23 protein-coding genes, 1 pseudogene and 1 riboswitch are annotated in these 22,032 nt (G+C 66.1%); of the genes and pseudogenes, 16 read left to right on the top strand and 8 right to left on the bottom strand.

Annotated elements, in window-relative coordinates:
- Positions 1-14: 14 nt before the first annotated feature.
- Positions 15-1,490, top strand: a complete 1,476-nt coding sequence (locus ACHL_RS10400; RefSeq protein WP_015937257.1) for a protein adenylyltransferase SelO — start codon at positions 15-17, stop codon at positions 1,488-1,490.
- 109 nt (positions 1,491-1,599) lie between these two features.
- Here ACHL_RS10400 and ACHL_RS10395 read toward each other — a convergent pair whose 3' ends face one another.
- Positions 1,600-2,436, bottom strand: a complete 837-nt coding sequence (locus ACHL_RS10395; protein ID WP_015937256.1) for a C40 family peptidase — start codon at positions 2,434-2,436, stop codon at positions 1,600-1,602.
- Between the two features lie 3 nt (positions 2,437-2,439).
- Positions 2,440-2,632: riboswitch (cyclic di-AMP (ydaO/yuaA leader) on the bottom strand.
- Positions 2,633-2,798: 166 nt separating this feature from the next.
- Positions 2,799-3,767 carry a hypothetical protein gene (locus ACHL_RS10390; protein ID WP_015937255.1) on the bottom strand — a complete coding sequence of 323 codons (969 nt, stop codon included), beginning with the start codon at positions 3,765-3,767 and terminating at the stop codon, positions 2,799-2,801.
- A gap of 100 nt (positions 3,768-3,867) precedes the next feature.
- Between ACHL_RS10390 and ACHL_RS10385 the strand changes: the two genes are divergently transcribed.
- Genes ACHL_RS10385 through ACHL_RS10370 form a run of 4 tightly spaced genes read left to right on the top strand, consistent with a single transcriptional unit; the run spans position 3,868 to position 6,552 of the window.
- On the top strand, positions 3,868-5,205 hold the full coding sequence (locus tag ACHL_RS10385) for an aggregation-promoting factor C-terminal-like domain-containing protein (RefSeq protein WP_015937254.1): 1,338 nt from the start codon (positions 3,868-3,870) through the stop codon (positions 5,203-5,205).
- Positions 5,206-5,225: 20 nt separating this feature from the next.
- Positions 5,226-5,582, top strand: coding sequence for a TraR/DksA family transcriptional regulator (locus ACHL_RS10380; protein ID WP_015937253.1), 357 nt, complete (start codon positions 5,226-5,228; stop codon positions 5,580-5,582).
- Positions 5,579-6,109, top strand: coding sequence for a DNA alkylation repair protein (locus tag ACHL_RS10375; protein WP_015937252.1), 531 nt, complete (start codon positions 5,579-5,581; stop codon positions 6,107-6,109). Before ACHL_RS10380 ends, ACHL_RS10375 begins: the two co-directional genes overlap by 4 nt.
- A 2-nt stretch (positions 6,110-6,111) precedes the next feature.
- Complete coding sequence (locus ACHL_RS10370) at positions 6,112-6,552, top strand: DUF1810 domain-containing protein (RefSeq protein ID WP_015937251.1); 441 nt, start codon at positions 6,112-6,114, stop codon at positions 6,550-6,552.
- 3 nt (positions 6,553-6,555) lie between these two features.
- On the opposite strand, the pseudogene ACHL_RS10365 reads toward ACHL_RS10370, so the two are convergent.
- A pseudogene (locus ACHL_RS10365) lies at positions 6,556-7,155 on the bottom strand (SDR family oxidoreductase); the annotation flags it as partial.
- A 95-nt stretch (positions 7,156-7,250) separates the two neighbouring features.
- Positions 7,251-7,757 carry a metallophosphoesterase family protein gene (locus tag ACHL_RS10360; RefSeq protein WP_015937250.1) on the bottom strand — a complete coding sequence of 169 codons (507 nt, stop codon included), beginning with the start codon at positions 7,755-7,757 and terminating at the stop codon, positions 7,251-7,253.
- Between the two features lie 73 nt (positions 7,758-7,830).
- Here ACHL_RS10360 and ACHL_RS10355 point away from each other — a divergent pair, with 73 nt between their 5' ends.
- Positions 7,831-8,022: a DUF1918 domain-containing protein gene (locus ACHL_RS10355; RefSeq protein WP_015937249.1), complete on the top strand. Its 192-nt coding sequence runs from the start codon at positions 7,831-7,833 to the stop codon at positions 8,020-8,022.
- 47 nt (positions 8,023-8,069) lie between these two features.
- The gene (locus ACHL_RS10350) at positions 8,070-8,567 is read left to right on the top strand and encodes an NUDIX domain-containing protein (protein WP_015937248.1); all 498 of its coding nucleotides are present in this window, start codon (positions 8,070-8,072) and stop codon (positions 8,565-8,567) included.
- Here the strand turns inward: ACHL_RS10350 and ACHL_RS10345 are convergent.
- Complete coding sequence (locus ACHL_RS10345; protein ID WP_015937247.1) at positions 8,564-9,241, bottom strand: endonuclease/exonuclease/phosphatase family protein; 678 nt, start codon at positions 9,239-9,241, stop codon at positions 8,564-8,566. The two genes, ACHL_RS10350 and ACHL_RS10345, sit on opposite strands and share 4 nt — an antisense overlap.
- A 159-nt stretch (positions 9,242-9,400) precedes the next feature.
- On the opposite strand from ACHL_RS10345, the gene ACHL_RS10340 reads away from it, so the two are divergent.
- From ACHL_RS10340 to ACHL_RS10325, 4 genes are all read left to right on the top strand, one after another.
- The gene (locus tag ACHL_RS10340) at positions 9,401-10,204 is read left to right on the top strand and encodes a thioesterase family protein (RefSeq protein WP_015937246.1); all 804 of its coding nucleotides are present in this window, start codon (positions 9,401-9,403) and stop codon (positions 10,202-10,204) included.
- 87 nt (positions 10,205-10,291) lie between these two features.
- The gene (locus ACHL_RS10335; protein ID WP_015937245.1) at positions 10,292-10,834 is read left to right on the top strand and encodes a PadR family transcriptional regulator; all 543 of its coding nucleotides are present in this window, start codon (positions 10,292-10,294) and stop codon (positions 10,832-10,834) included.
- Between the two features lie 5 nt (positions 10,835-10,839).
- A complete protein-coding gene (locus ACHL_RS10330) occupies positions 10,840-12,552 on the top strand; it encodes an ABC1 kinase family protein (RefSeq protein ID WP_015937244.1) in 1,713 nt (570 codons plus the stop codon).
- Positions 12,553-12,681: 129 nt separating this feature from the next.
- Complete coding sequence (locus tag ACHL_RS10325; RefSeq protein ID WP_015937243.1) at positions 12,682-13,425, top strand: lipoate--protein ligase family protein; 744 nt, start codon at positions 12,682-12,684, stop codon at positions 13,423-13,425.
- Between the two features lie 76 nt (positions 13,426-13,501).
- Here ACHL_RS10325 and ACHL_RS10320 read toward each other — a convergent pair whose 3' ends face one another.
- A complete protein-coding gene (locus ACHL_RS10320; RefSeq protein ID WP_015937242.1) occupies positions 13,502-13,759 on the bottom strand; it encodes a mycoredoxin in 258 nt (85 codons plus the stop codon).
- 131 nt (positions 13,760-13,890) lie between these two features.
- On the opposite strand from ACHL_RS10320, the gene ACHL_RS10315 reads away from it, so the two are divergent.
- Positions 13,891-14,652 carry an SOS response-associated peptidase gene (locus tag ACHL_RS10315; RefSeq protein ID WP_081434809.1) on the top strand — a complete coding sequence of 254 codons (762 nt, stop codon included), beginning with the start codon at positions 13,891-13,893 and terminating at the stop codon, positions 14,650-14,652.
- 42 nt (positions 14,653-14,694) lie between these two features.
- On the opposite strand, the gene ACHL_RS10310 is transcribed toward ACHL_RS10315, so the two are convergent.
- A complete protein-coding gene (locus ACHL_RS10310) occupies positions 14,695-15,117 on the bottom strand; it encodes a VOC family protein (protein WP_015937240.1) in 423 nt (140 codons plus the stop codon).
- Positions 15,118-15,136: 19 nt separating this feature from the next.
- On the opposite strand from ACHL_RS10310, the gene ACHL_RS10305 reads away from it, so the two are divergent.
- Positions 15,137-15,460, top strand: coding sequence for a chorismate mutase (locus tag ACHL_RS10305; protein WP_015937239.1), 324 nt, complete (start codon positions 15,137-15,139; stop codon positions 15,458-15,460).
- Positions 15,461-15,511: 51 nt separating this feature from the next.
- On the opposite strand, the gene ACHL_RS10300 is transcribed toward ACHL_RS10305, so the two are convergent.
- The gene (locus ACHL_RS10300) at positions 15,512-15,901 is read right to left on the bottom strand and encodes a hypothetical protein (RefSeq protein ID WP_015937238.1); all 390 of its coding nucleotides are present in this window, start codon (positions 15,899-15,901) and stop codon (positions 15,512-15,514) included.
- A 149-nt stretch (positions 15,902-16,050) separates the two neighbouring features.
- Here ACHL_RS10300 and ACHL_RS10295 point away from each other — a divergent pair, with 149 nt between their 5' ends.
- The 3 genes from ACHL_RS10295 to thrS all read left to right on the top strand — a co-directional run bounded on the left by ACHL_RS10295 (position 16,051) and on the right by thrS (position 22,018).
- Positions 16,051-16,398, top strand: a complete 348-nt coding sequence (locus ACHL_RS10295; protein WP_015937237.1) for a DUF6504 family protein — start codon at positions 16,051-16,053, stop codon at positions 16,396-16,398.
- A complete protein-coding gene (locus ACHL_RS10290; protein WP_015937236.1) occupies positions 16,395-19,880 on the top strand; it encodes a DNA polymerase III subunit alpha in 3,486 nt (1,161 codons plus the stop codon). Before ACHL_RS10295 ends, ACHL_RS10290 begins: the two co-directional genes overlap by 4 nt.
- A gap of 128 nt (positions 19,881-20,008) precedes the next feature.
- A complete protein-coding gene (thrS, locus tag ACHL_RS10285; protein ID WP_015937235.1) occupies positions 20,009-22,018 on the top strand; it encodes a threonine--tRNA ligase in 2,010 nt (669 codons plus the stop codon).
- Positions 22,019-22,032 lie beyond the last annotated feature (14 nt).

Below are 22,032 nucleotides of genomic sequence, written 5' to 3'. Positions count from 1 at the left end.
ATAGGGTTAAAACCATGACTGCTGCTGCAGAATCGACTGTTGCCCTGGGTGGCCGCTTCGCCCGCGAACTCAATGAGCTGGCGGTGCCGTGGGAGGCGGAGGAGGCCCCGGACCCCAAGCTCCTGGTACTCAACGGACCTCTCGCTGCGGAACTGGGACTCGACCCGGAGTACCTGAGCTCGGAGGAGGGCGTCCGGTTCCTGCTGGGCAACCACGTCCCTGACGGTGCCACGCCCGTGGCCCAGGCCTACGCCGGGCACCAGTTCGGCGGCTACTCGCCCCTCCTCGGTGACGGCCGCGCTCTGCTGCTCGGAGAGCTTCAGGATTCCCGCGGAAGGTTGAGGGACCTGCACCTGAAAGGTTCGGGCCGCACGCCGTTCGCCCGCGCCGGTGACGGCCGTGCCGTCGTGGGGCCCATGCTCCGCGAATACATAGTCAGCGAGGCCATGCACGCCCTCGGCATCCCCACCACCCGCTCCCTTGCGGTCGTGGCTACCGGACGGCAGGTGCGCCGGGATGACATGCTGCCCGGCGCCGTGCTGGCGCGCGTGGCCGGCAGCCACCTTCGGGTGGGCAGTTTCCAGTATGCCCGGGTCACGGAAAACACAGAGCTCCTGCGGCGGCTGGCAGACCACGCCATCAGCCGCCACTATCCGGAAGCCGCCGCGGCGGAGAACCCCTACCTCGCGCTGTACCGGGCCGTGGTGGCGGCGCAGGCCTCGCTCGTGGCGCAGTGGATGCTGGTGGGGTTCGTCCATGGCGTGATGAATACAGACAACATGACCATCTCCGGCGAAACGATCGATTACGGTCCCTGTGCCTTCATCGACGCATTCAACCCGGCCGCTGTGTACAGCTCCATCGACGTCGGCGGCCGGTACGCGTACGCCAACCAGCCGGTCATGGCCGAATGGAACCTGGCCAGGCTCGCGGAAGCGATGCTTCCGCTCATCGACGAAGACCAGGAGGCTGCGGTTCCCGTGGCCGTGGAGGCGCTGGGTGGCTTCCGGCGGCAGTACAGTGCCGCGTGGTCCGGCGGTATGGCCACCAAGCTGGGGCTTGCTGCGGGGGAGCCGGAAGCGGCGGCAGGCGCGGAAGTCCAGGACCTGGTGGACGGTGTCACAGGCATCCTCAAGGATGGGTCCGTGGACTACACACTCTTCTTCAGGAACCTGGCCAAGGCCGCCCGGGGTGACAGCCGGCCTGTACGGGGGATGGTCATGGACCTTGCCGCATACGATGCCTGGGCCGAACGCTGGCAGGACCTGGCGCCGGATGCCGGGCTGATGGACCGCACCAATCCCGCCTACATTCCGCGCAACCACCTCGTCGAAGAGGCACTGGCCGCGGCTACGGGCGGGGACCTGGACCCACTGCACCGACTCCTCGAAGCGGTTTCGGCGCCCTACAGCGAACGCCCGGGCCTGGAGCGGTACACCCAAGGCGCCCCGGAGGACTTCGGGACGTACATGACCTTCTGCGGCACCTGAAGCCTGGAAACGGAGCGGGCACGCAACGAAGCAAAAGGGCGGCAGCCGGGATATCCCGGCTGCCGCCCTTTTTGCAGCTCTATGCGCTGGAGGCTACGTGCCCAGCAGGCTATGCGACCCGTACGTACGAGGCTGCACCAACCCAGCTGACGGAGTGCACCTGGGTCTGGCTGCCGTTGACGCCGCCGCTGACCATCTGGCCGTCACCGGCGTACACGCCCACGTGGCCGGCAGAGATCACCAGGTCACCCGGGGCGGGGGTGCCCACCACGGTGCCGTACTGGTAGAACTGGCCGGGAGCCAGGTCGCCGACTGACTTGCCGACTGCGCGCAGGGCCTTCTCCACCATGGCGGTGCAGTCCTGGGTCACGCCCACCTGGCCGTAGGCGTTGGCGAGGATGGCAGCGCCGGTACCCGAGCCGGTGGCAACAGGCGTCGCGGAGGCGTAGCCGAGGTTCATGCCGGTGTTGGCCGGAGCGGCGGCGCTTGCGGTCTGGACCGGTGCGGCGGCCGGAGCGACAGCCGGGGCAGCCGGAGCTGCGTAGCCGGCGCCGGGGATGGCGATCTGGTCACCGGGGTAGATGATCGAGGAAACGTCGAGGCCGTTGGCTGCCAGTACGTCGTTCAGGCCAACCCCGTAGGCGGACGCAATGGCGCCGAGGGTGTCACCGGAAACAACCGTGTGGACGTTGCCGGCAGCGGCGGCTACGGGCGCGGCAGGAGCCGAGTACGCCTGGACGTTAGTGGTTTCGGTGCTGTCCGGGCCGGTCACGCCTGCATGTGCCGGAGCTCCGACGCCGAACGCAATGCCCGATGCTGCGGCTACCGCGAGTGCCGGGCGTCCAAAGGTCCGCGCCTGGGCCTTGGCCGTCACGGCCAGGCCCTGCAGAGCGATGGAGCCGGCCGGAGTAGCGCGGTGACGGGCGGTGGTGAAATTTTTTGACACGGTTGATCGCCTCTCCCATGCCTGCGGGGTGAGCTGTCGGGTTCGGGTTGGAGATACCCGGCCGGTAGCGCGCTTCGTCAGGGACGGAAGGCGATATCGACTTAACCCCAAGGCTTCGGTGAAGCCGCGGAAACTTGGTTCCCCCGTCCCTGCCAGCTTGAAAGCGATTGAATCCCGGGTTCAGCGGCAGGGCTCGGCAAGCTGAGGGGAATGTCCCGCTTGGGAGGGACACGTGTACGACCATAACCCGACGTTCACCCGATTGTCACATTTGGATAACATACGAGGCGGTCCTCTCGGATGGACCCGTTGAGCGGTTGCCGGCCCCGAAGGCCGCGGTGACCTCGGATGATGCCCGGTTCCTAGCCGTTCTGGCAGGCCCGCGTAACAAAGTCATAAAGTTGCGCGCGCAACGGCCCGCCGGCTGCCACTTTCAGCACGCCTTCCCGGGCGCCGACGGCCACGTTGAGGGGCAGCAGGGTTCCCACTTTGTCCTCCGCGACGGCGTGCGGATCGCACCGGGCCGGACGCACCCGCAGGGCCAGGACCGTGTCCGGTTCCCCCGTCAGGAACGTCACGTTCCGCGGCCACGGTTCAGCCCCAAACCCAGTCATGGCCTCGGCCAGCAGGGGAGTGCCGCCCACCCCGTGCAGGGTGAGGGACGGAGTCGCCCCTGGGCCCGCCGGCCGGGGACTGATCCGAAGCCTTACGACGGCGGTCCGGCCGTCTGCCGCCACCTCAAGGTGCGGGTCCAGGCCCAGTCCTGCCACCATTGCGGCGTCGGCGGCCAGGCAGAGCTCGGCATTGTTGCGCGGCAGCACGTCGAAGGGGTCCGGGGCCGGAAGGGGCAGCTCCTCCGGCTGCCGTCCCGCTGCAGTGACGGAAACCGTGGCGCTGGCCTGCGACGATGCCGCTACCGGGCCGGCGCAGGCCGGACCTGGAAGCTGTGCCTGCACGCTTTTGGGCTGGTGCGGCGGGAGCTCCAGGCTGCCCGCTTGGGGCGCCCACTCGATGTCCGCGTCGAACAGCGGGGAATTGACGCGCGCCCCGTCCACCGTCAGGAGACCCTCCGTGGTGTTGGTGAGCTGGAGCAGGATGGCGTGCTGCCCGTACTGGTCGCGGGACTGGTTTATTTCGATGGTGACCGGTTCCGGCGCGGCAGAACTGGGGGAAGCTGCCGGGGCGGGCTGCTGCGGGGTGCAGGCCGATACCGCCAGTAATGCTGCGGTCAGGAACGGCAACGGCAGGCGGGCGATTGCCCGCCTTACTGTCCGTGCGGTGGCGGGGCCGCGGCGGATCGGTGTGGTGCTTTGTGTGCTGGCGCCGGCCATGGGCACAGTCTAGGGCTGAGGCGCGGCTTCAGTCTCTGCTGGATAACGATCCGCAGCAGTAAACCCTCAACCTGTGGTTGAGGCCGTAGGCTACGGGACTATGCCCCTGTTCGTTACCAAACTGAAGTCCCCGGCGCTCGGCGGACTTCTGGTGTTTGCCCTGCTGGGTCCGGCGGCCCTGGTTCCGGCGTCGGCCGCGGACCGCCCTCCGGAGGGTTACCCCTCCTGGGAGGACGTCCGGCAGGCCAGGGAGTCGGAGGCAGGCACAGCGGCGGAGATCACACGGATTGGCAACCTCCTCTCCGATTTGCAGGCGGATTCCGAAACGCTTGGCGGCGCAGCCGTGACGGCTGCGGCGGATTACGCCGCTGCCGAGGCGGCACTCACCGCGGCCACCAACCGGGTCGAAGCCCTGGCGGCGCAGTCGGCAGCGGCAAACGGGGAACTGCAGGCGCACCGCAGGGAGATCGGCGCCCTCGCCGTTCAGTCTTACAAGACGGGTGCAACCACCGCCGGATTCTTCATGGCCCTCGACGCCCTTGAGGCCGGCAACGTCCACGGACTCAACATGGTGGAGCTGGTAGGCGCGAAGACGGCCGGCCTGGTTGACCGCGCGGCGTCGGCTGCGAAGGTGGCATCGTCCCTGGGTGAACAGGAGAAAGCCGCACGGTCCCAGCGGGAGAACCTGGCAAAGGAGGCCGGAGCCCGGCTCGCAGGGGCGAGGTCGGCGCAGGACGCGGTAGCGCGCCACATCAGTGAAGAGCAGCAGCGTGGCGGGGAACTCACGGCACAGCTGGCTTCGCTGAAGGGAACAACCGCGGCCGTTGAGGGGGAGTTCCGGCAGGGCCAAGCCGCCCTCGCCGCTTATGAAGTTTCGCAGGCAGCGAAGCGGGCCGCCGCCCGGGAACAGGCCCAACGGGACTCGGATCGGGCGGCGAAGGCCGCAGCGGACGCCCGGGTGAACGTGCCACCGCCCGCGCCCGCGACGCCGCCGGGAGCTGCCGGTCCCGCTCCGGCGGTCCCTGGTCCGGTGAAGCCCGCCCCGGCGGACCCGGCCCCGGCGCCCGCGCCGCCGGCCCAGCCGGTGCCGCCGCCCGTCGTCGTACCTTCCGTTCCCGGTGGTGCCGTCAACGATCCTGCCGGAGCAAAGAACTATGCCGCCGGACGCCTGGGCGCCTACGGCTGGGGCCAGGACCAGTTCCTGTGCCTGGCGCAGCTGTGGACCAAGGAGTCGAACTGGCAGACCACGGCCACCAACCCCTACTCGGGCGCCTACGGGATTCCCCAGGCACTGCCGCCCGGGAAGTACGCGAGTGCCGGCAGTGACTGGCTGACCAGCTACCGGACCCAGATCGAGTGGGGTCTGGGATACATCCGCGACAGGTACGGCTCGCCCTGCAGAGCCTGGAGCCACTCCATGGCGAACAACTGGTACTGACGCAGGACTAGGCTTTTCCCATGGCTGACTACGAACGCTTCCGGCTGCTGCTTGAAGAGGAGCGGCAGCTGAAACTGGCCCTGCTGCCGGCGTTGCGGGCGGACATCGCCGCAGCCAACTCCGCCCGCCAGGGAGCCAACGTGGACGACGAACACGATCCCGAGGGTGCCACCATCGCCTTCGAGCTGTCCCAGGCCTCGGCGCTGCTGAACCAGAGCTCAGCCGGGCTGGACCAGGTGGAAGCAGCCCTAACCCGGATCGCTGACGGAACGTATGGCAGCTGCGCCGTATGCGGCCGGCCCATCGCCGAAGGCAGGCTTGAGGCCCGGCCCTGGACGCCGTACTGCATCGACCACGCAGCCGCAGGGCGCTCGTGAGCGCCGTTCCGGACGCCGTCGCCGAGGCGGCCGGCTTCATCGACCGCACGCTGCAGAACGAGGGCGCCTGGTACCGCGCGGACGACGTCGGCAGCAGGTTTGGCGGCGTCCTCGGCTCCTACGGTTCCTCAGTGGGCGCCGTGCGCGGGACCATCCGTGACGCCCTCCGGAAGTTCAAGGACCTGGACCATGATGCGGTGGTCCAGCTTGCCTCGGAACTGTGGGGCCAGCCGAAGCCGGGCGCCCGGCCGGTCTTCGAACGCCGCCAGGCCGCTGTGGTGCTGCTCCAGTCGCGGGTGGCCCTGCTGCGGCATTCTGATCTGACCCGCGTTGAGGGTTTCCTCCGCTCCGCGCACGCAGCCGAACTTGCCGATCCGCTCGTCACCGACGTTCTGCGGCCGCTCCTGGAGAGGCTGGAGCACCGCAACCGGCAACGTGCGGAAACCGTACTGGCCCGATGGAGTGCCGACCCGGACGCCCACCTGCGGGCGGCAGCAGCAACACTGTCCCACCACAAAGGAGAATGACTATGGACGATCCCTCTAACCTCAAGCGTTTCGTTGCAGCCCAGGACGGCGGAACCTATGACCAGGCGCTGGCCGAACTCCAGCTCGGAAACAAGGCCAGCCACTGGATGTGGTTCATCTTTCCCCAGATCGCAGGCCTGGGGCAGAGCGCAACCTCCCGCAAATATGCCATTGCCTCCCTGGCGGAAGCGCGTGCCTACCTGGAACATGACGTGCTGGGCCCGCGCCTGCTTGAGTCCGCGCAGGCACTGACCCACCACGCCGGGCGCTCCGCAGAGGACATCCTGGGTGGCATCGACGCCCGCAAGCTGCAGTCATCCATGACCCTGTTCCTCCGCGCCGCGCCCGGCGAAACGGTGTTCAAGACGGTCCTCGCCCAGTTCTTCGACGGCCAGCCGGACGGAGCCACCGACTCGCTGCTGGCCGACCTGGACGGGCAATAGCCGCTACGGGGTGGGGCTGCCGCCGTTGACGTTCAGGGTCTCGCCCACCACGTAGCTGGATTCCGGTGACGCGAGGAACACGTATGCCGGCGCCAGTTCGGCCGGCTGCCCGGCACGGCCCAAGGGAGTGGACTGGCCGAATTCCGGCAGTTCCTCCTTGGGCTGGCCGCTGCTCACCTGCAGCGGCGTCCAGATGGGCCCCGGCGCCACGGCGTTGACCCTGATGCCCTTGGGCGCCAGCTGCTGGGCCAGGCCCTTGGTGAAGTTGTTGATGCTTGCCTTCGTGGTGGCGTAGTCCACCAGGGTGGGCGACGGGTTGTACGCCTGAATGGAGGTGGTGTTGATAATGGTCGAACCGGCCGGCATGTGCGCAAGGGCCGCTTTGGTCAGCCAGAACATGGCGTAAACGTTGGTCTTTACAGTGTGGTCGAACTGTTCGTCGGTGATGTCCGCCAGGTCTTCCTGGGCCACCTGCTTGCCGGCGTTGTTCACCAGGATATCCACGCTGCCCAGGACGGCCACGGCGGTTTCCACCACTTCGCGGCAGACCGCGGGGTCCTTGAGGTCGCCCGGCACCTTGATGGCCTTGCGCCCGGCCGTCTGTCATGGTTTCCTCCTGCTGGTACGGCTGGATTCCTCGAAGCTAAGCATGCTTACAATTCCAGCCTAGGCACCTGGAGGCCGGCTGCCAAGCCGGGCTAACCGCGCCGTACCTCCACCAGTTGCACCCCGGTGAGCCGGCCGCCGCCAACCACGGCCGTCATGTAGGTGCACGAGGGTTGCCGCCGGCGGTCCGTGGGGGAGCCCGGGTTCAGCAGCCGCAGGCCCCGCGGCGACGTGGTATCCCACGGGATATGGCTGTGCCCGAAGACCAGGACATCCGCATCCGGATAGCGTGCCTCGCAGCGCAGTTCACGGCCCTTTGCCTGGCCAGTCTCGTGCACCATCGCAAAACGGACGCCCTCCAGGGTGACGGTTGCCGTTTCGGGCAGCCGGGCGCGCAAATCCGGGCCGTCGTTGTTGCCATAGACACCCACCAGTTGCCGCGCGCGCTGCTCGAATTCATCAAGCAACGGGGCATCCACCCAGTCTCCGGCGTGGAAAACCACATCGGCGCGTTCGACGGCGGACCACACTTGCGCGGGCAGTTCCCGGGCGCGCTTGGGGACGTGGGTATCGGCGATCAGGAGGATGTTCAGCGGCATGGGGAAATCCTGCCACGGGGACCTGTCCGGCCCCGTCCCGGAGTCGTAATCTGGGGGCTGGGAGGTGAGTGCCATGGAGGCTGCACAAGGCGACCGCATTATTGTGCACGGAAGGACTGTAGGGGCAACGGACCGTCACGGAGTGATCCTGGAAGTCCGGGGCGAAGGCGGAGCACCGCCGTATGTTGTCCGGTTCGACGACGGCCACGAAACTGTTATGTATCCCGGCGGTGATTTCGCCGTCGACCACGGACACGCCAACTGACCCTCCGCCGGCCGCCACCGGGGCGGCGGACCTGTCAGACTGGGACGATGGACCACGCATCCGTCGCCGCATCGTCGATTCCGCCTGTCCGCACCGGCCCCCGCAACCCGGGGGACGCCTGGGTGGAGGGGGACCGCGGCCGCTTCTGGGGCCGGTTCGGCGCTGCCGGAGTCCTCGCCTGGGACCCGGCCAAAGGAGTGCTGCTGCAGCACCGCGCCATCTGGAGCCACAACGGGGGAACCTGGGGTCTGCCCGGCGGCGCCCTGCACGAGGGCGAGGACGCGGTAGCCGGAGCGCTGCGCGAAGCCCATGAGGAGGCTGCCGTCCCGGCGGAGCACGTGGACGTGCTGTTCACCTCGGTCCTGGACCTGGGCTACTGGTCCTACACCACGGTGGTGGTCAAGGTGCGCGAGCCTTTCGAGCCCGTGATCAGCGATCCCGAGAGCATCGAACTGCTGTGGGTGCCATTGGCCGAGGTTGCCGACAAGGAACTGCATCCCGGTTTCGGCGCGGCGTGGCCCGGCCTCCGGGAGCGGCTTGTCTAGTAGTCCTTGCCGTACTCGGCGTGGACCAGAATGGGCAAATGGTCCGACTTGCCCCGGGGCAGCGTTTCGACGCTGGTGATGTCCAGTCCCAACGACGTGGCGAAATCAAAATGCCCCTTGAAGACTTTGTAGCGGGTGTACGTGCGCCGGTTGCTGAGGGACAGGGCGTAGCCGGAGTTCTTCATGTGCAGATGCAGGTTCTTGGTGAAGAACGGGTAGTTGAAGTCTCCCACCATCAGCGTCATCAGGCCCTTGCCCATGCTCAGCAGTTCGGCGTGCGCGGCGTGGATCTGCTTGCGGCGCAAGGAATTGGACGCTGTCAGCGGGGCGGCGTGGAAGGACCCGATGACCAGTTCGTGCTGCGTGTCGTTGTCCATCACACGCGTTCCGATCAGCCGCTCATGGGCCGGCGCCAAAACCCGGTCGTGCATTGATTTCTGCAGCGCGAACGATTGGGTGTCCAGGGCCGTGAAGCGGCTGGTCCGGTAGTAGATGGCCAGCCCCAGCCGGTTCCCCTTGGTGGCGTCCGCCAAGTGGAGCGGGCCCAGGGTTTCCGGCAGGTCCGCCGCATCAACTTCCTGCAGGCACAGCGCATCGATGTCATGATTCCGGGCGAGGGCAAGCAGTTCGCCGCTGGCTGCGTGCTTGCGAAGGTTGTAGCTGATGACGCGCATGAAACACCTCTTCCGAGGGTTGCTGACAGGACCAGTTCCTGAGTCTAGTCCGCGGCCGGACCCTGCGCCCTAACATTTCGCCACGACCCGCTGGCCACGATCGGGCGGGGTCCGGATAGAGTTAGTCGCAATTCACTGGGATTTCCTGAAAGGCCACTGTTGACTGACGAGCTTCCCGAACTGGCCGAAGGCCATGCCTACTACCAGGCACTTGGCGGCGGCCATTTCCGCTCCACCATCCACGCCCAGGGCGCCTGGAACACGCACGAGCAGCATATGGCCCCGGCCTCCGGCCTGCTGGCGGACGCCCTCGAGCGCCTCCAGCCGCGGCCCGGGATGAGGATGGCGCGGCTTAGCTACGAGATCCTGGGCCTGATACCCGGTGGAGACTTCCACATCGAGGCCACGGTGCTGCGGCCCGGCAAGACCATCGAGCTGCTCCAGGCCGAACTTGTGGCACAGGGCAGGACTGCCATCCGGGCCACCGCCTGGCGGATGGTCACCAGCGACACCTCAGCGGTTGCCGCCGTCGAAGACGCGCCCATCCCCGGCCCGGAAGATTGCAAACCGTACGACGGGTCCGCCATCTGGCCCGGCGGCTACATCCGGTCCCTGGAAATGCGGGTGGCGGAAGGACACCGTCCCGGCGCGGGAAAGGTCTGGCTCCGCACAGCGCATCCGCTGACCGACAGCGAAGACAGCGGAGACCTTGCCCGCCTCATGGGCCTGGTGGACACTGCCAACGGCATTGCCGCGCGGGTTCCGCCGGGACCGGACAGCTACGCCTTTCCCAACCTGGACCTGCAGATCCACATGTACCGCCGGCCAGAGGGGGAGTGGCTGGGCCTGGACAACGCCGTATCGTTCGGCCGGGATGGCATAGGCCTGACATCAACGGTCCTGCATGACTTGCAGGGCCCGTTCGGCAGGGCTGAACAGATCCTCACGCTGCGCCAAACCTGACCGCCAACCCCATGGCTGCCACGCGATTCCAGACGTATCGTTAACTGTGTCGTTGTATATCGTTCACGATCTCCAGAGGAGAACCTCATGCGTGGCTCATACCCGGGATATGGATTCGGCAGCAACAACATGGACGGACTCTGGCAGGCCATTGAGGACTTCCGTTCCCGCTTCGAAAAGCCGGAAGGCACCCGCGCCGGTAAAGGCGAGGTGCGGGCGGCGGTCCTTGCCCTGCTGGCAGAGCGGCCCATGCACGGCTACCAGATCATCCGCGAAATCGAGGAACGCAGCGGCGGCAGCTGGAAGCCCAGCGCCGGTTCTGTCTACCCCACCCTGCAGTTGCTCGCCGATGAGGGCGTGATCAGGGCCGAGGAATCCAACGGCCGGAAAATCTACTCCCTGACCGAAGCCGGCCGGGACGAGGCTGCCGGGAACGCCGCATCGAACCCCTGGGCCGGGGCGGGGCCGCAATCCACAGCAGGATTCGCTTCCCTTCCCAAGGCGGGCGTTGAGCTGGCGCAGGCTGCCGCGCAGGTGGGCCGGACCGGCACCCCGGAGCAGGTGAAGCAGGCGGTGGCAGTGCTGGACGAGGCACGCCGGCGGATGTACTCGATCCTCGCCCAGGACTGACGGGGGTGGCTTCCGGCCCTCGCCGGCAGGTGGGCCCGGCTGCAGTCCCGGGCCACGTCCGTTCCCGCTACCGCCGCATCCTGCGCTTTGCCGCACGGCACCTGGCAGCCGTGTGGTGGTACGAGCTGCTGCTGCCCCGGATAGGGCTGGCACGCGTTGCCGAGCGGACGCGTCCGGCACGGATGCAGCGGTTCGCCCGCCGTTTCCACGCACTGGCTGTGGAGCTTGGCGGCCTGATGATCAAGGTGGGCCAGTTCCTGTCTTCCCGGCTTGATGTGCTCCCGCCGGAAATCACCGAAGAACTCCAGGGCCTGCAGGATGAGGTGCCTCCTGTCGCGTTCCCGGCCATCCGTGCCCTTGCCTCCTCCGATCTCGGCTTTCCCCTTGACGAGGTGTTTGCCGTGTTCGTAGAGGAGCCCCTGGCCGCAGCCTCCCTCGGCCAGGCGCACCGGGCGCGTCTGCTGCATGCCGACGCGGAGGTGGCCGGGGTCAAGGACGTGGTGGTCAAAGTGCAGCGTCCGGGCATTGAAGCGATCGTCGCCGTCGACCTCGCGGCCCTGCGGAAAGTGGGAGGCTGGCTCAGCCACTTCCGGATCGTGGCCGACCGTGCCGACATGCCGTCCCTGGTGGAGGAGTTTGCGCAGACCAGCCTCGAGGAGATCGACTATCTCCACGAAGCCGCCAGCGCCGAAAGGTTCGCCGCGGACTTCGCCGGCGACGTCCGGGTCCACGTGCCGCGGCCCGCCTGGGAGCGGTGCACCCGCCGCGTGCTCACCCTGGAGGATGTCACAGCCATCAAAATCACGGACACAGACGCTCTCCGTGCGGCCGGCATCGACCCCTCAGAGGTGGCACCGGTGTTCGCCTCGGTCATGTTTGACCAGCTGTTCACCAACGGCTTCTTCCACGCCGACCCGCACCCGGGCAACATTTTCGTCACGCCCACCCCGCCTGGATCCGGCGGCCATCCGTGGAAACTGACCTTCATCGACTTCGGCATGATGGGCGAGGTCACGCCATCCACCCGCAGTGGCCTGCGCAAGCTCCTGATCGCGGCCGCGGCCCGCGACGGCAAGGGACTGGTGGCCGCCATCCGCGATGTCGGCGTCCTGGTGCCTTCGGCGGACACCGTGGAGCTGGAACGGGCCATGACGCACCTGTTCGCCCGGTTTGGCGGGATGGGCTTCGCCGAGCTCCGCGAGGTGGACCCGCGCGAATTCCGCGACTTCGCGGAGGAATTCGGCGAAGTGGTCCGCTCCCTTCCCTTCCAGCTTCCCGAAAATTTCCTGCTGATCATCCGGGCGATGTCCCTCACCTCGGGGGTCTGCAGTTCGCTGGATGAGCGCTTCAACCTGTGGGACTCGGTGGAACCCTATGCTGCCCGGCTGCTGCGGGAAGAGGGCGGAAACATTGTTCAGGACGCCGCCCGGCAGGTGGCCGGGGCTGCGGGACTTGCGCTGCGTCTCCCGCAGAGGGTGGATGACCTGATCACCCGGATCGGTGAAGGGAGCGTGTCCGTTGCCAACCCCCGGCTGGAGCGGCAGGTGGCCAGGCTGGACCGCACGGCCCGCCGGACGGCGTCGGCCGTGGTCTTTGCGGCGCTGCTCATCGCCGGGGCCATGGTCCGGGCCGACGACTCCGTGCTCGGAACCGTTCTGATGGCAGCGTCAGCGGTTCCGCTGCTCCACGGCGCCTGGGTGGGGCGGAGAAGCCGGTAGCCGGGCTCCTGGCCGGTGGGTCGGGCACCTGGCAGGGCGCACGACGGCGTACCCTAGGTTGGGCCCGTCCGGCACCGCCGCGGCAGGGCCAACAAACAGCATCATGACGACCCAAGGGAGCCCCGCGCCATGGCCCACCACCCTGACTCCGGAACCCTGACCGTGATCCGGCAGGACGTCTCGCTCGGTGCCGCCCGGGACCTTGAATTCGGCCTTGAGCTGCTCGCCAGGGCGCGCACCGGAGGCATCGGCCCCACCCTTCGGCTGTACCGCCCTGCGCCCACGGTGGCCTTCGGCCAGCGGGACACCCGGCTGCCCGGCTTTGAAGCCGCCGCCCAGGCATGCCGCGACAACGGCTTCGAACCCCTGGTCCGCCGGGCCGGCGGCCGCGCGGCCGCCTACCACCAAGGCACCCTGGTAGTGGACCACATTGAGCCTGACGACGATGCCATCGCCGGTTCCAAAAGCCGCTTCGGCTATTTCGGGGAGCTCTTCGCCGATGCCCTGCGCAGGGTGGGCGTGCACGCAGCCGTAGGCGAAATCCCCGGAGAATACTGTCCCGGTGAATTCAGCGTGCACGGCACGGCGGCGGCTGATGGGTCCCGCATCAAACTTGTAGGCACTGCCCAGAGAGTGGTGGCCGGCGGCTGGCTGTTCAGCTCGGTCATCGTGGTGGAGGACTCAGCACCAATCAGGAAAGTCCTGACGGACAGCTACGCCGCGCTTGGCCTCGACTGGGACCCCGCCACGGCCGGCGCCGCGGACGACCTCGTTCCCGGGCTGACCGTGGAAGCAGTCACCGAGGCCCTGCTTGAAACGTACGCGGGCCATACCACCCTTGCATCGGCGCCGTTCGGCAGCCTGGGGGCATGACCCGCGTCCATTGGATCACCAGTGTTTGGGTGCGGCGGCGGAGGAGCAGTGGCCCGGCCGTCCGCATGGTCCGGGACTAGGCCGCCAGGCGGTTCTTCACCTCCGCAGCGGACGGATTGGTGGCAGCCGTGCCGTCCGGGAACAGGACCGTGGGTACGGTGCGGTTGCCGCCGTTGATCTGCTCCACGAGCTCGGCTGTGCCTTCCACTTCCTCGATGTTGATTTCGGTGTAGCCGATGCCCTGCGCGTCGAGCTGCTTCTTCAGCCGGTTGCAGTAGCCGCACCAGGTGGTGGAAAACATGGTGATGGTGCCGGTTTCGGGAGTGAAATCCACAGGGTTCTCCTCTGGGTTGGGTGATGGTTTCGTTCGGGTCAACGGTAGCGTGCCCGCCGCTATTCCCCGGCGTCCGGACGCTGCGGAGCTGCCCGGATGACAGTATGTGGCGCCGGTGGCATGCTGGAGCCATGTGTGGACGCTACGTAATGGCACGCGCCGTGGGGGACCTCCTGGCAGAATTCGACGCCGAACTGGAGGACGAGGTGAGCATTCCGCCGTCGTGGAATGTGGCACCCACCGATGCCGTTCCCATTGTCCTGGAGCGGCTGGTGGAGGACGGCCCGGACGCCAGGCAGGTCCGCCAGCTGCACGTCGCCCGCTGGGGACTGGTTCCTTCCTGGGCCAAGGACCCGGGCATCGGGTCAAAAATGATCAACGCCCGCAGTGAGTCGGTACTGGAGAAGCCCGCGTTCCGTAAGGCGGTCAAGTCACGGCGCTGCGCTGTACCGGCCGACGGCTACTACGAGTGGAAGCAGGGTCCGGGGAAGTCCAAGCAACCGTACTATGTGCACCCCGGAGCGGGCACGGGCTTGGCTTTCGCCGGCCTCTACGAATGGTGGCGCGACCCGTCGGTGCCTGCGGGTGAGCCCGGCCAGTGGCTGCTTTCCACCTCGATCCTGACGGCTGACACCCCGCCGCCGGGCTCCGAATCAACTGTGTTCGGGAAACTGACCGAACTCCATGACCGGGTGCCCCTGCCCATGGACAGGGACACCATGCAGGCCTGGCTGGATCCGCAGGCTGACGACGCCGCCGCCCTGGTGGACATGGTGCGGTCCGGGGTCAAAGATGTGGCCGCGGACTGGCATGTGGAGTCCGTGGGCAAAGAGGTGGGCAACGTCCGGAACAACGGACCTGAACTTATCCGGCCCGTGGAGGCCCTCTTCTAGTGGAGGCCCTCTTCTAGCAGCCCGGACTGCCGGAACCGGCACTCAGACGGTGACCGTCCCGTCGTCGTCCACTGCCCAGGTGGGGTTGTACGCAACTTCCCAGCGGAAACCGTCCGGATCGGAGAAGTACCCCGTGTAGCCGCCCCAGGGCTGGGTAACCGGTTCGCCGGTGACTGTGGCTCCGGCGGCCTTCGCCTCGTCCAGGACCCGGTCCACCTCGTCAGGACCGTGCACATTATGGCTCAGGGTGATGCAGGGGACCGGCCCGGGAGCATCCACCCCGGCCTCGGCTTGCATCTGGCCCGCATCCCACAGCGAGAGCACCAGTCCGTGGTTTGCCTGGATGAAAACCACTTCACCGGCAACCTCGCGGTGCACAGGCCAGCCGAGGCCGTCGACATAGAAGGCCCGGGAGGCCGGAACACTGCGGACACCTAGCGAGATGAAGTCGACTCTGGGTTGCATGCTTCGATACTGTCAGAAGATGGCAACAATTCAAGGAAACGACCGGGATGCACTGGCCGACAAGGAACAGCTCGCCGCCGTCCGGATTGCCGTGGATGAAGTGGACGACCAAATCGTCACCCTCATCGCGCGCCGCGAACGCCTGATCAGGATCGCCGGCACCCTCAAGGGTGACGACGCCGAGGTCCGTGCCCCGGACCGCGTGGAGAAGATCATCCAGCATGTCCGCTCGGCGGCTGAGAAGAAGGACATTGACCCGGACATCGTGGAAGCGACGTACCGGGCCATGATTTCCGGATTCATCGAACTGGAGCTCCGGGTCCACCACGAAGACAACGGCTGACCCGCCCGGGCAACCCCTCCTTACCCTGCAGCTTTTAGGCTGCGGGGAACCCTAGAGGTTTTCGTCCACCTTCACGCCGGACTGGAAGTCCCGCCCGTCAGCCTCGCTGAAGCCTGTCATCACATGGCCCTTGCCGAGGCCATTGATTGCTGCCATGGGGAAGTTCCCTGTGATGGTGCTGCCTGAATGGCTGACGCCGCCCAGGTCATAGTTTTCCTCACAGTTCTGTTCGTGGTTAAACGAAAAGAAGGCTATGGCCTCCCCATTCATGAATTCGATGCCCAGCCGGCGCTGGGATGAGTAATCCGGACTGGCCGCCACAAGACCCACCACGTAGGCGCCGGAACCGGGAATGTTGCCGTCTATATCGAACGTGGCCACCAGTGTGGAGTCCTGTGCCTTGATGCTGACTTGTTTGAGGAGTGCGTCAGAGGTGCTCATGCACCCATCCTGCTCCCTGCAGAACTGTCAGTCCACCCCCTGAACCGCGATTCTATGCATTGGGTGGAGCCGGGCGTAGACTGGAGTTATTCGAACACATATTCGAATACTTTCCCCAGTTTGCAGTACCAGCCAGTCCCGGAGGCGCCATGGGTATGTTCAGCGAATCAGTTGATGTCGCGTGCGCCCCCGACGGCCTTCCGCAGAGCCTGGCCTGGGCCGGAAATACGTATGACATCTGCGCCGAACCCCTCCGTTGGTACGAGCGCCGCCAATGGTGGGCGGAAGAAAGCCGGGTGCCCCTGGGAAGCGGGCCCGGGATGGTGGACCACGAAATCTGGCGTGTCCAGGTCCTGCCCCGGGTTTCACCGGGAAGCCGCCCAGGCACGGAAAGCCAGCCCATGGAACCACTCACGCTTGACCTCAGCCGGCACATCCGCAGCGGCAGGTGGCGGCTGCTGCGCATCCACGACGCCCTTCGGCCCAGAACAGCATGAGTTTCACGCACCTGCATGTCTCCACCGCCTTCAGCGCGCACTATGGAGTCTCCTGGCCTGAGGAATTGGCCCAGGCCGCCGCTGCCGACGGCGCCTCAGCTCTGGCCTGTACCGACCGTGACGGGCTCTATGGCACCATCAAGCACCTTAAAGCCTGCATGGCCGCAGGGCTCGACCCCATCGTTGGGGTGGACCTTGCGGTGCTGGACGACGACGGTGACCGCCGCACCGAGGTCGCCGGACGGGTTGTTGTGCTCGCCAAGGGGCACAACAACGGTGCCGGTTACAGGGCGCTGTGCCGTCTGATCTCAGACGCCCATGCCAGGACTTCCGGCAAGGCAGGGGGAACGGTCCCAGTGGCTGTTACCCGGGCAGAGCTGGCCTCAAGGACCCTCGACCCCCAAACACTCAAACCAGTCCTGTTGGTCCTCATTGGGCCTGACTCAGACGTGGGGCGTGCCATGGGCGGAAGGCGTTACCTGCGTCCGCGTACCCTGTTCAAGCAATGGCTCGATGCCATGCCCGCAGGGACGGTGGTGGCAGAGATTGTTTCCCAGCTCAGCACCCCCGGGTCGCCCCTGAGCACCGCCCATGCGGTAAGGATGCTCCGCCTGGCCGAAGAGCACCGTGTCCCTGCGGTCCTTACCAATGCCGTCCGGTACTGCGGAGCGGACGGTGCACCCACCGCTGATGTCCTTGACTCAGCACGCACGCTCAAATCGCTGCCCGAACTGGCCGGGGAACCCCTCCTGCAACCCACCGGCCAGGGATGGCTGAAAACATCAAACCAAATGCGCCGCCTTGCCCAGGAAGTCATTTCCGCTGCAGGATATGGCGCCGCAGACCTCACCCAGCTCCTTGCACAGACCGAGGCGCTCGCCGATGCCTGCCGAATCGATCCCGCCGGTGACATGGGGTGGAAGCAGCCGGTTGTTCCTGAGGCATCCATCATCGGGATCAACCAGGACCCTGCCCTGGAACTGGTCCAGCGGTGCCATGCCGGAATCGGCAGGCGCTTCCCGGGGATTACCGGTACCGCGGAGCAAGCCATGCTCACCAGGCTCGAGCACGAGCTGACAATCATCCGCAACCTTAACTTCTCTTCCTACTTCCTGACAGTGGCTGAAGTTTCCCGAATGATCCAGGACATGGGAGTCCGCGCCGCAGCCCGGGGCTCGGGTGCATCCAGCCTGGTCAACTACCTGATTGACGTCAGCCAGGTAAATCCGCTGCAGCATGACCTGATCTTTGAGCGTTTCCTGTCACAGGACAGGGCCACCCTGCCGGATATCGACATCGACGTCGAAAGCGCCGAACGCCACAACGTCTACCGCAAAATCTTCGAACGGTTCGGGGCTGAGCGGGTCACGCTGATGAGCATGCAGAACGGATACCGGGCCAGGGGAGCAGTACGCGACGCCGGCCTCGCCCTGGGCATGGACGGCGACGAGGTGGGGGAGATCGCCAAGCAGCTGTGGCGCTTTTCCGCAGGAAAATTCCGGGAAGCGCTCCAGGAAAAACCTGAGCTGCGCGAATTCGCCGGCCGTGTGGAACAACGGGACACTGACGGCAACCAGCAACTGGATCTCCTGGTGGACCTGACTGAGCGCCTGGACCGGCTGCCCCGCCACATCTCCATGCACCCCTGCGGAGTGATCCTGGGTGACGCCACCCTGCTGGACCGCACCCCGGTCCAGCCCAGCGGGTTGGGGCTGCCCATGAGCCAGTTCGACAAACATGACATGGATCCCATGGGGATGCTGAAGCTCGATGTCCTGGGCGTCAGGATGCAAAGCGCCATGGCCTTTGCCGTCCGTGAGGTCATCAGGCTCCATCCGTCCAAGGAGGAGGTGGTGGCTGCCGGGAACCATCCCCGCGGTCCGCAGGGGAGCGGCCCGGACTATATCGCGGATAACGGGCACATCGACCTCAATGCCGTTCCCCTGGACGACCAAGCCACGTTCGAACTCATCAGGAGTACCCACACACTCGGATGTTTCCAGATAGAGTCCCCCGGCCAGCGGGAGCTCATCGGCAAAATGGCGCCCAGGGAATTCAACGACCTCATCATCGACATTTCCCTGTTCCGGCCGGGGCCCATGAAATCAGACATGGTCCGGCCCTTCCTGGAGCACCGGCACGGTTTCGCCCCCGAGGTATATCCCCACCCGGACCTCAAACCGGTCCTCGCCGAAACCCACGGTGTCACGGTGTTCCATGAGCAGATCCTCAAGACCTTCGACGTCATGACCCACTGTGGGCTTGCCCGTGCCGACGAGTTCCGCCGTGCCCTGGGTAATGAAATCCGCGAACCCGATGTTGAAGAGTTCTTCCGCAAGGCCGCCCGCGCCAGGGGATATGCCCCTGAGGTGCTGGACAAGGTCTGGGGAACACTGAAGGCCTTCGGCAGCTTCGGGTTCTGCAAGGCCCACGGCGCCGCCTTTGCCGTTCCCACCTACCAGTCCGCCTGGCTCAAAACGCACCACCCGGAGGCCTTCCTGGCGGGGCTGTGGGAACACGATCCCGGCATGTACCCCAAACGGTTGCTGGTGGCTGAAGCGCGGCGCCTGGGCATCCCCATCCTTCCGCTGGACATCAACCGGAGTAAAGACGAATACCGGGTGGAACGGATCCTGTCCGGAGCCGATTCCGGAAAACTGGGGATACGGCTCAGCCTGAAAGGCATTTACGGGCTTTCGGCAACTGAACTGAAAAGGATCGTCGCCGGGCAGCCCTTTGACTCGCTGGCTGACCTTCGGTCGCGATCCAGGATCAGCAAGCCCAGCATCAAGCGGCTTGCCCAGCTTGGCGCGTTCGACTCGCTCCACCGGGAAGCAGGAGGAACCGCCAACCGGGCTGACCTCGTCCAGCACCTGCAACAACTCCAGGTCACAGGAAGCCGGAAGGGCACCGATGTGCTGGAAGGGCAGTTGTCCTTCCCGCTGGGCGATATTGAGTTGCGCAACGTCAAACCCGGGCTGCCCCAACCGACCCTGGTGGAAACCGTAAGGGCTGAACTTGACCTGATGGCGGTGGATGTCAGCACCCACCTGATGGACAGCCACCGCCCAGTCCTGGAAAGGCTGGGCGTCACCACCGCTGACAAGCTGCTGGGACTCCGGAACGGAACCGAAGTACTGGTGGCCGGTGTAAGGGTCGCCACCCAGACGCCACCGATGCGTGGGGGCAGGCGGGTGGTGTTCATTAGCATCGACGACGGCACCGGCTGCATCGATTCAGTGTTCTTCCACGAAGCCCAGGAAAGCGCCGGTCCGCTGCTTTTCGGCACCCGGATGCTGCTGATCCGGGGCACCACCCGCAGGACCGGCCCGCGTGGAATCAGCCTGAGTGCCAGCATGGCCTGGGACCTCAGTAGGACCGAAACGCTGCCGTTCCCGCCGTCGGAAACTCCCTTCCGGGATGTTGCGCACCCGCTGGACGGCATTGCCAGGAGCCTTGCCATCACCGGTTTCAACGGCTGACTCCGGCTTTCCCGATGCCGTGTGCCGCGTTGGTCGGCCCTCCGCCGAACCGATAGCATTGACGGTGGCTGGCTGTGGTCCCCGTACGCCGCAAGCTATGAAGCCTCAACTTTGAATAGGAGACACCCGTGTCAGATGCCCAGCAGATCACCCTTCTCGTCGATGGCGAAGAGACCAAGGTGACTACCGGGACAACCGGTGCGGAACTCTTCTTTGAGCGCCGTGATGTTGTCGTTGCCCGCGTTAACGGCGAACTTAAGGACCTGGACCAGGAGCTGCCCGAAGGTGCCGAGGTGGAAGGCGTCACCATCGAATCCCCGGACGGACTGAATGTCCTGCGCCACTCCACTGCCCACGTCATGGCCCAGGCCGTCCAGCAGCTGCGCCCCGACGCCAAACTCGGCATCGGCCCCTACATCACCGATGGCTTCTACTTCGACTTCGACGTCGCTGAGCCCTTCACCCCCGAGGACCTCAAGACCCTCGAGAAGATGATGCAGAAGATCATCAACCAGAACCAGAAATTCGTCCGCCGCGTTGTCAGCGAAGACGAAGCCCGCGAAGCCATGAAGAACGAGCCCTACAAGCTCGAACTGCTGGGCAAGAAAAACGAAGCCGCCGAGGCCGGCGAGGGCGTGAACGTCGAGGTCGGCGCAGGCGACATCACCATCTACGACAACGTGGAGCGTAAGGAAGGCACCACGGTCTGGTGCGACCTCTGCCGCGGCCCGCACCTGCCCAACACCAAGCTGATTTCCAACGCCTTCGCCCTGACCCGTTCCTCCTCCGCCTACTGGCTGGGCAACCAGAAGAACCAGCAGCTGCAGCGCATCTACGGCACTGCCTGGCCCACCAAGGACGCACTCAAGGCCTACCAGGAACGGATCGCCGAGGCCGAACGGCGTGACCACCGCAAGCTCGGTTCCGAACTTGACCTGTTCTCGTTCCCGGATGAACTGGGCTCAGGCCTCCCGGTGTTCCACCCCAAGGGCGGCATCATCCGCAAGGAGATGGAGGACTACTCCCGCCAGCGGCACGTGGAGGCCGGCTACGAGTTCGTCTACACCCCGCACATCACCAAGGGCCACCTTTACGAAGTGTCCGGGCACCTGGACTGGTACAAGGAGGGCATGTTCCCGGCGATGCACGTCGACGCCGAGCTCAACGAGGACGGCACCGTCCGCAAGCCCGGCCAGGACTATTACCTGAAGCCGATGAACTGCCCCATGCACAACCTGATCTTCCGGTCGCGCGGCCGCTCCTACCGTGAACTTCCGCTGCGCCTGTTTGAGTTCGGCTCCGTCTACCGGTACGAGAAGTCCGGCGTGGTCCACGGCCTGACCCGCGTCCGCGGGATGACACAGGACGATGCCCACATCTACTGCACCCGCGAGCAGATGAAGGAGGAGCTCACCAAGACGCTCACCTTTGTCCTGGACCTGCTCAAGGACTACGGCCTCAACGACTTCTACCTGGAGCTGTCCACCAAGGACCCGGAAAAGTACGTCGGCGAGGACGCTGCGTGGGAGGAAGCCACCCGCACCCTGGCTGAAGTGGCCCAGGAATCGGGACTGGAACTGGTGCCGGATCCGGGTGGAGCCGCGTTCTACGGGCCCAAGATCTCCGTGCAGGCCAAAGACGCCCTGGGCCGTACCTGGCAGATGTCCACCATCCAGCTGGACTTCAACCTGCCCGAACGCTTCGAACTTGAATTCCAGGCCGCCGACGGCAGCCGGCAGCGTCCCGTGATGATCCACCGTGCGCTTTTCGGTTCGGTGGAGCGGTTCATGGGCGTCCTCACCGAACACTACGCCGGTGCTTTCCCGGCATGGCTGGCACCCGTCCAGGTGGTGGGCATCCCCGTGGCGGAAACCTTCAACGAGTACATGTTCGACGTCGTCGACCAGCTGAAGGCGGCCGGTATCCGTGCCGAGGTGGACACCTCTTCGGACCGATTCCCGAAGAAGATCCGCACCGCCAGCAAGGACAAGATCCCGTTCGTGCTGATCGCCGGCGGAGACGACGCCGAAGCCGGCGCGGTTTCCTTCCGGTTCCGGGACGGCAGCCAGGACAACGGCGTGCCGGTGGCAGAGGCAGTCAAGCGGATCACCGAAGCCGTCCGCAACCGGACCAGCTAGCGAACGGAACAGCA

The organism is Pseudarthrobacter chlorophenolicus A6, from assembly GCF_000022025.1.
GTDB lineage: Bacteria > Actinomycetota > Actinomycetes > Actinomycetales > Micrococcaceae > Arthrobacter > Arthrobacter chlorophenolicus.
The sequence above is the reverse complement of the archived record's forward strand: the minus strand, read 5'-3'. Positions and strand labels throughout refer to the sequence as shown.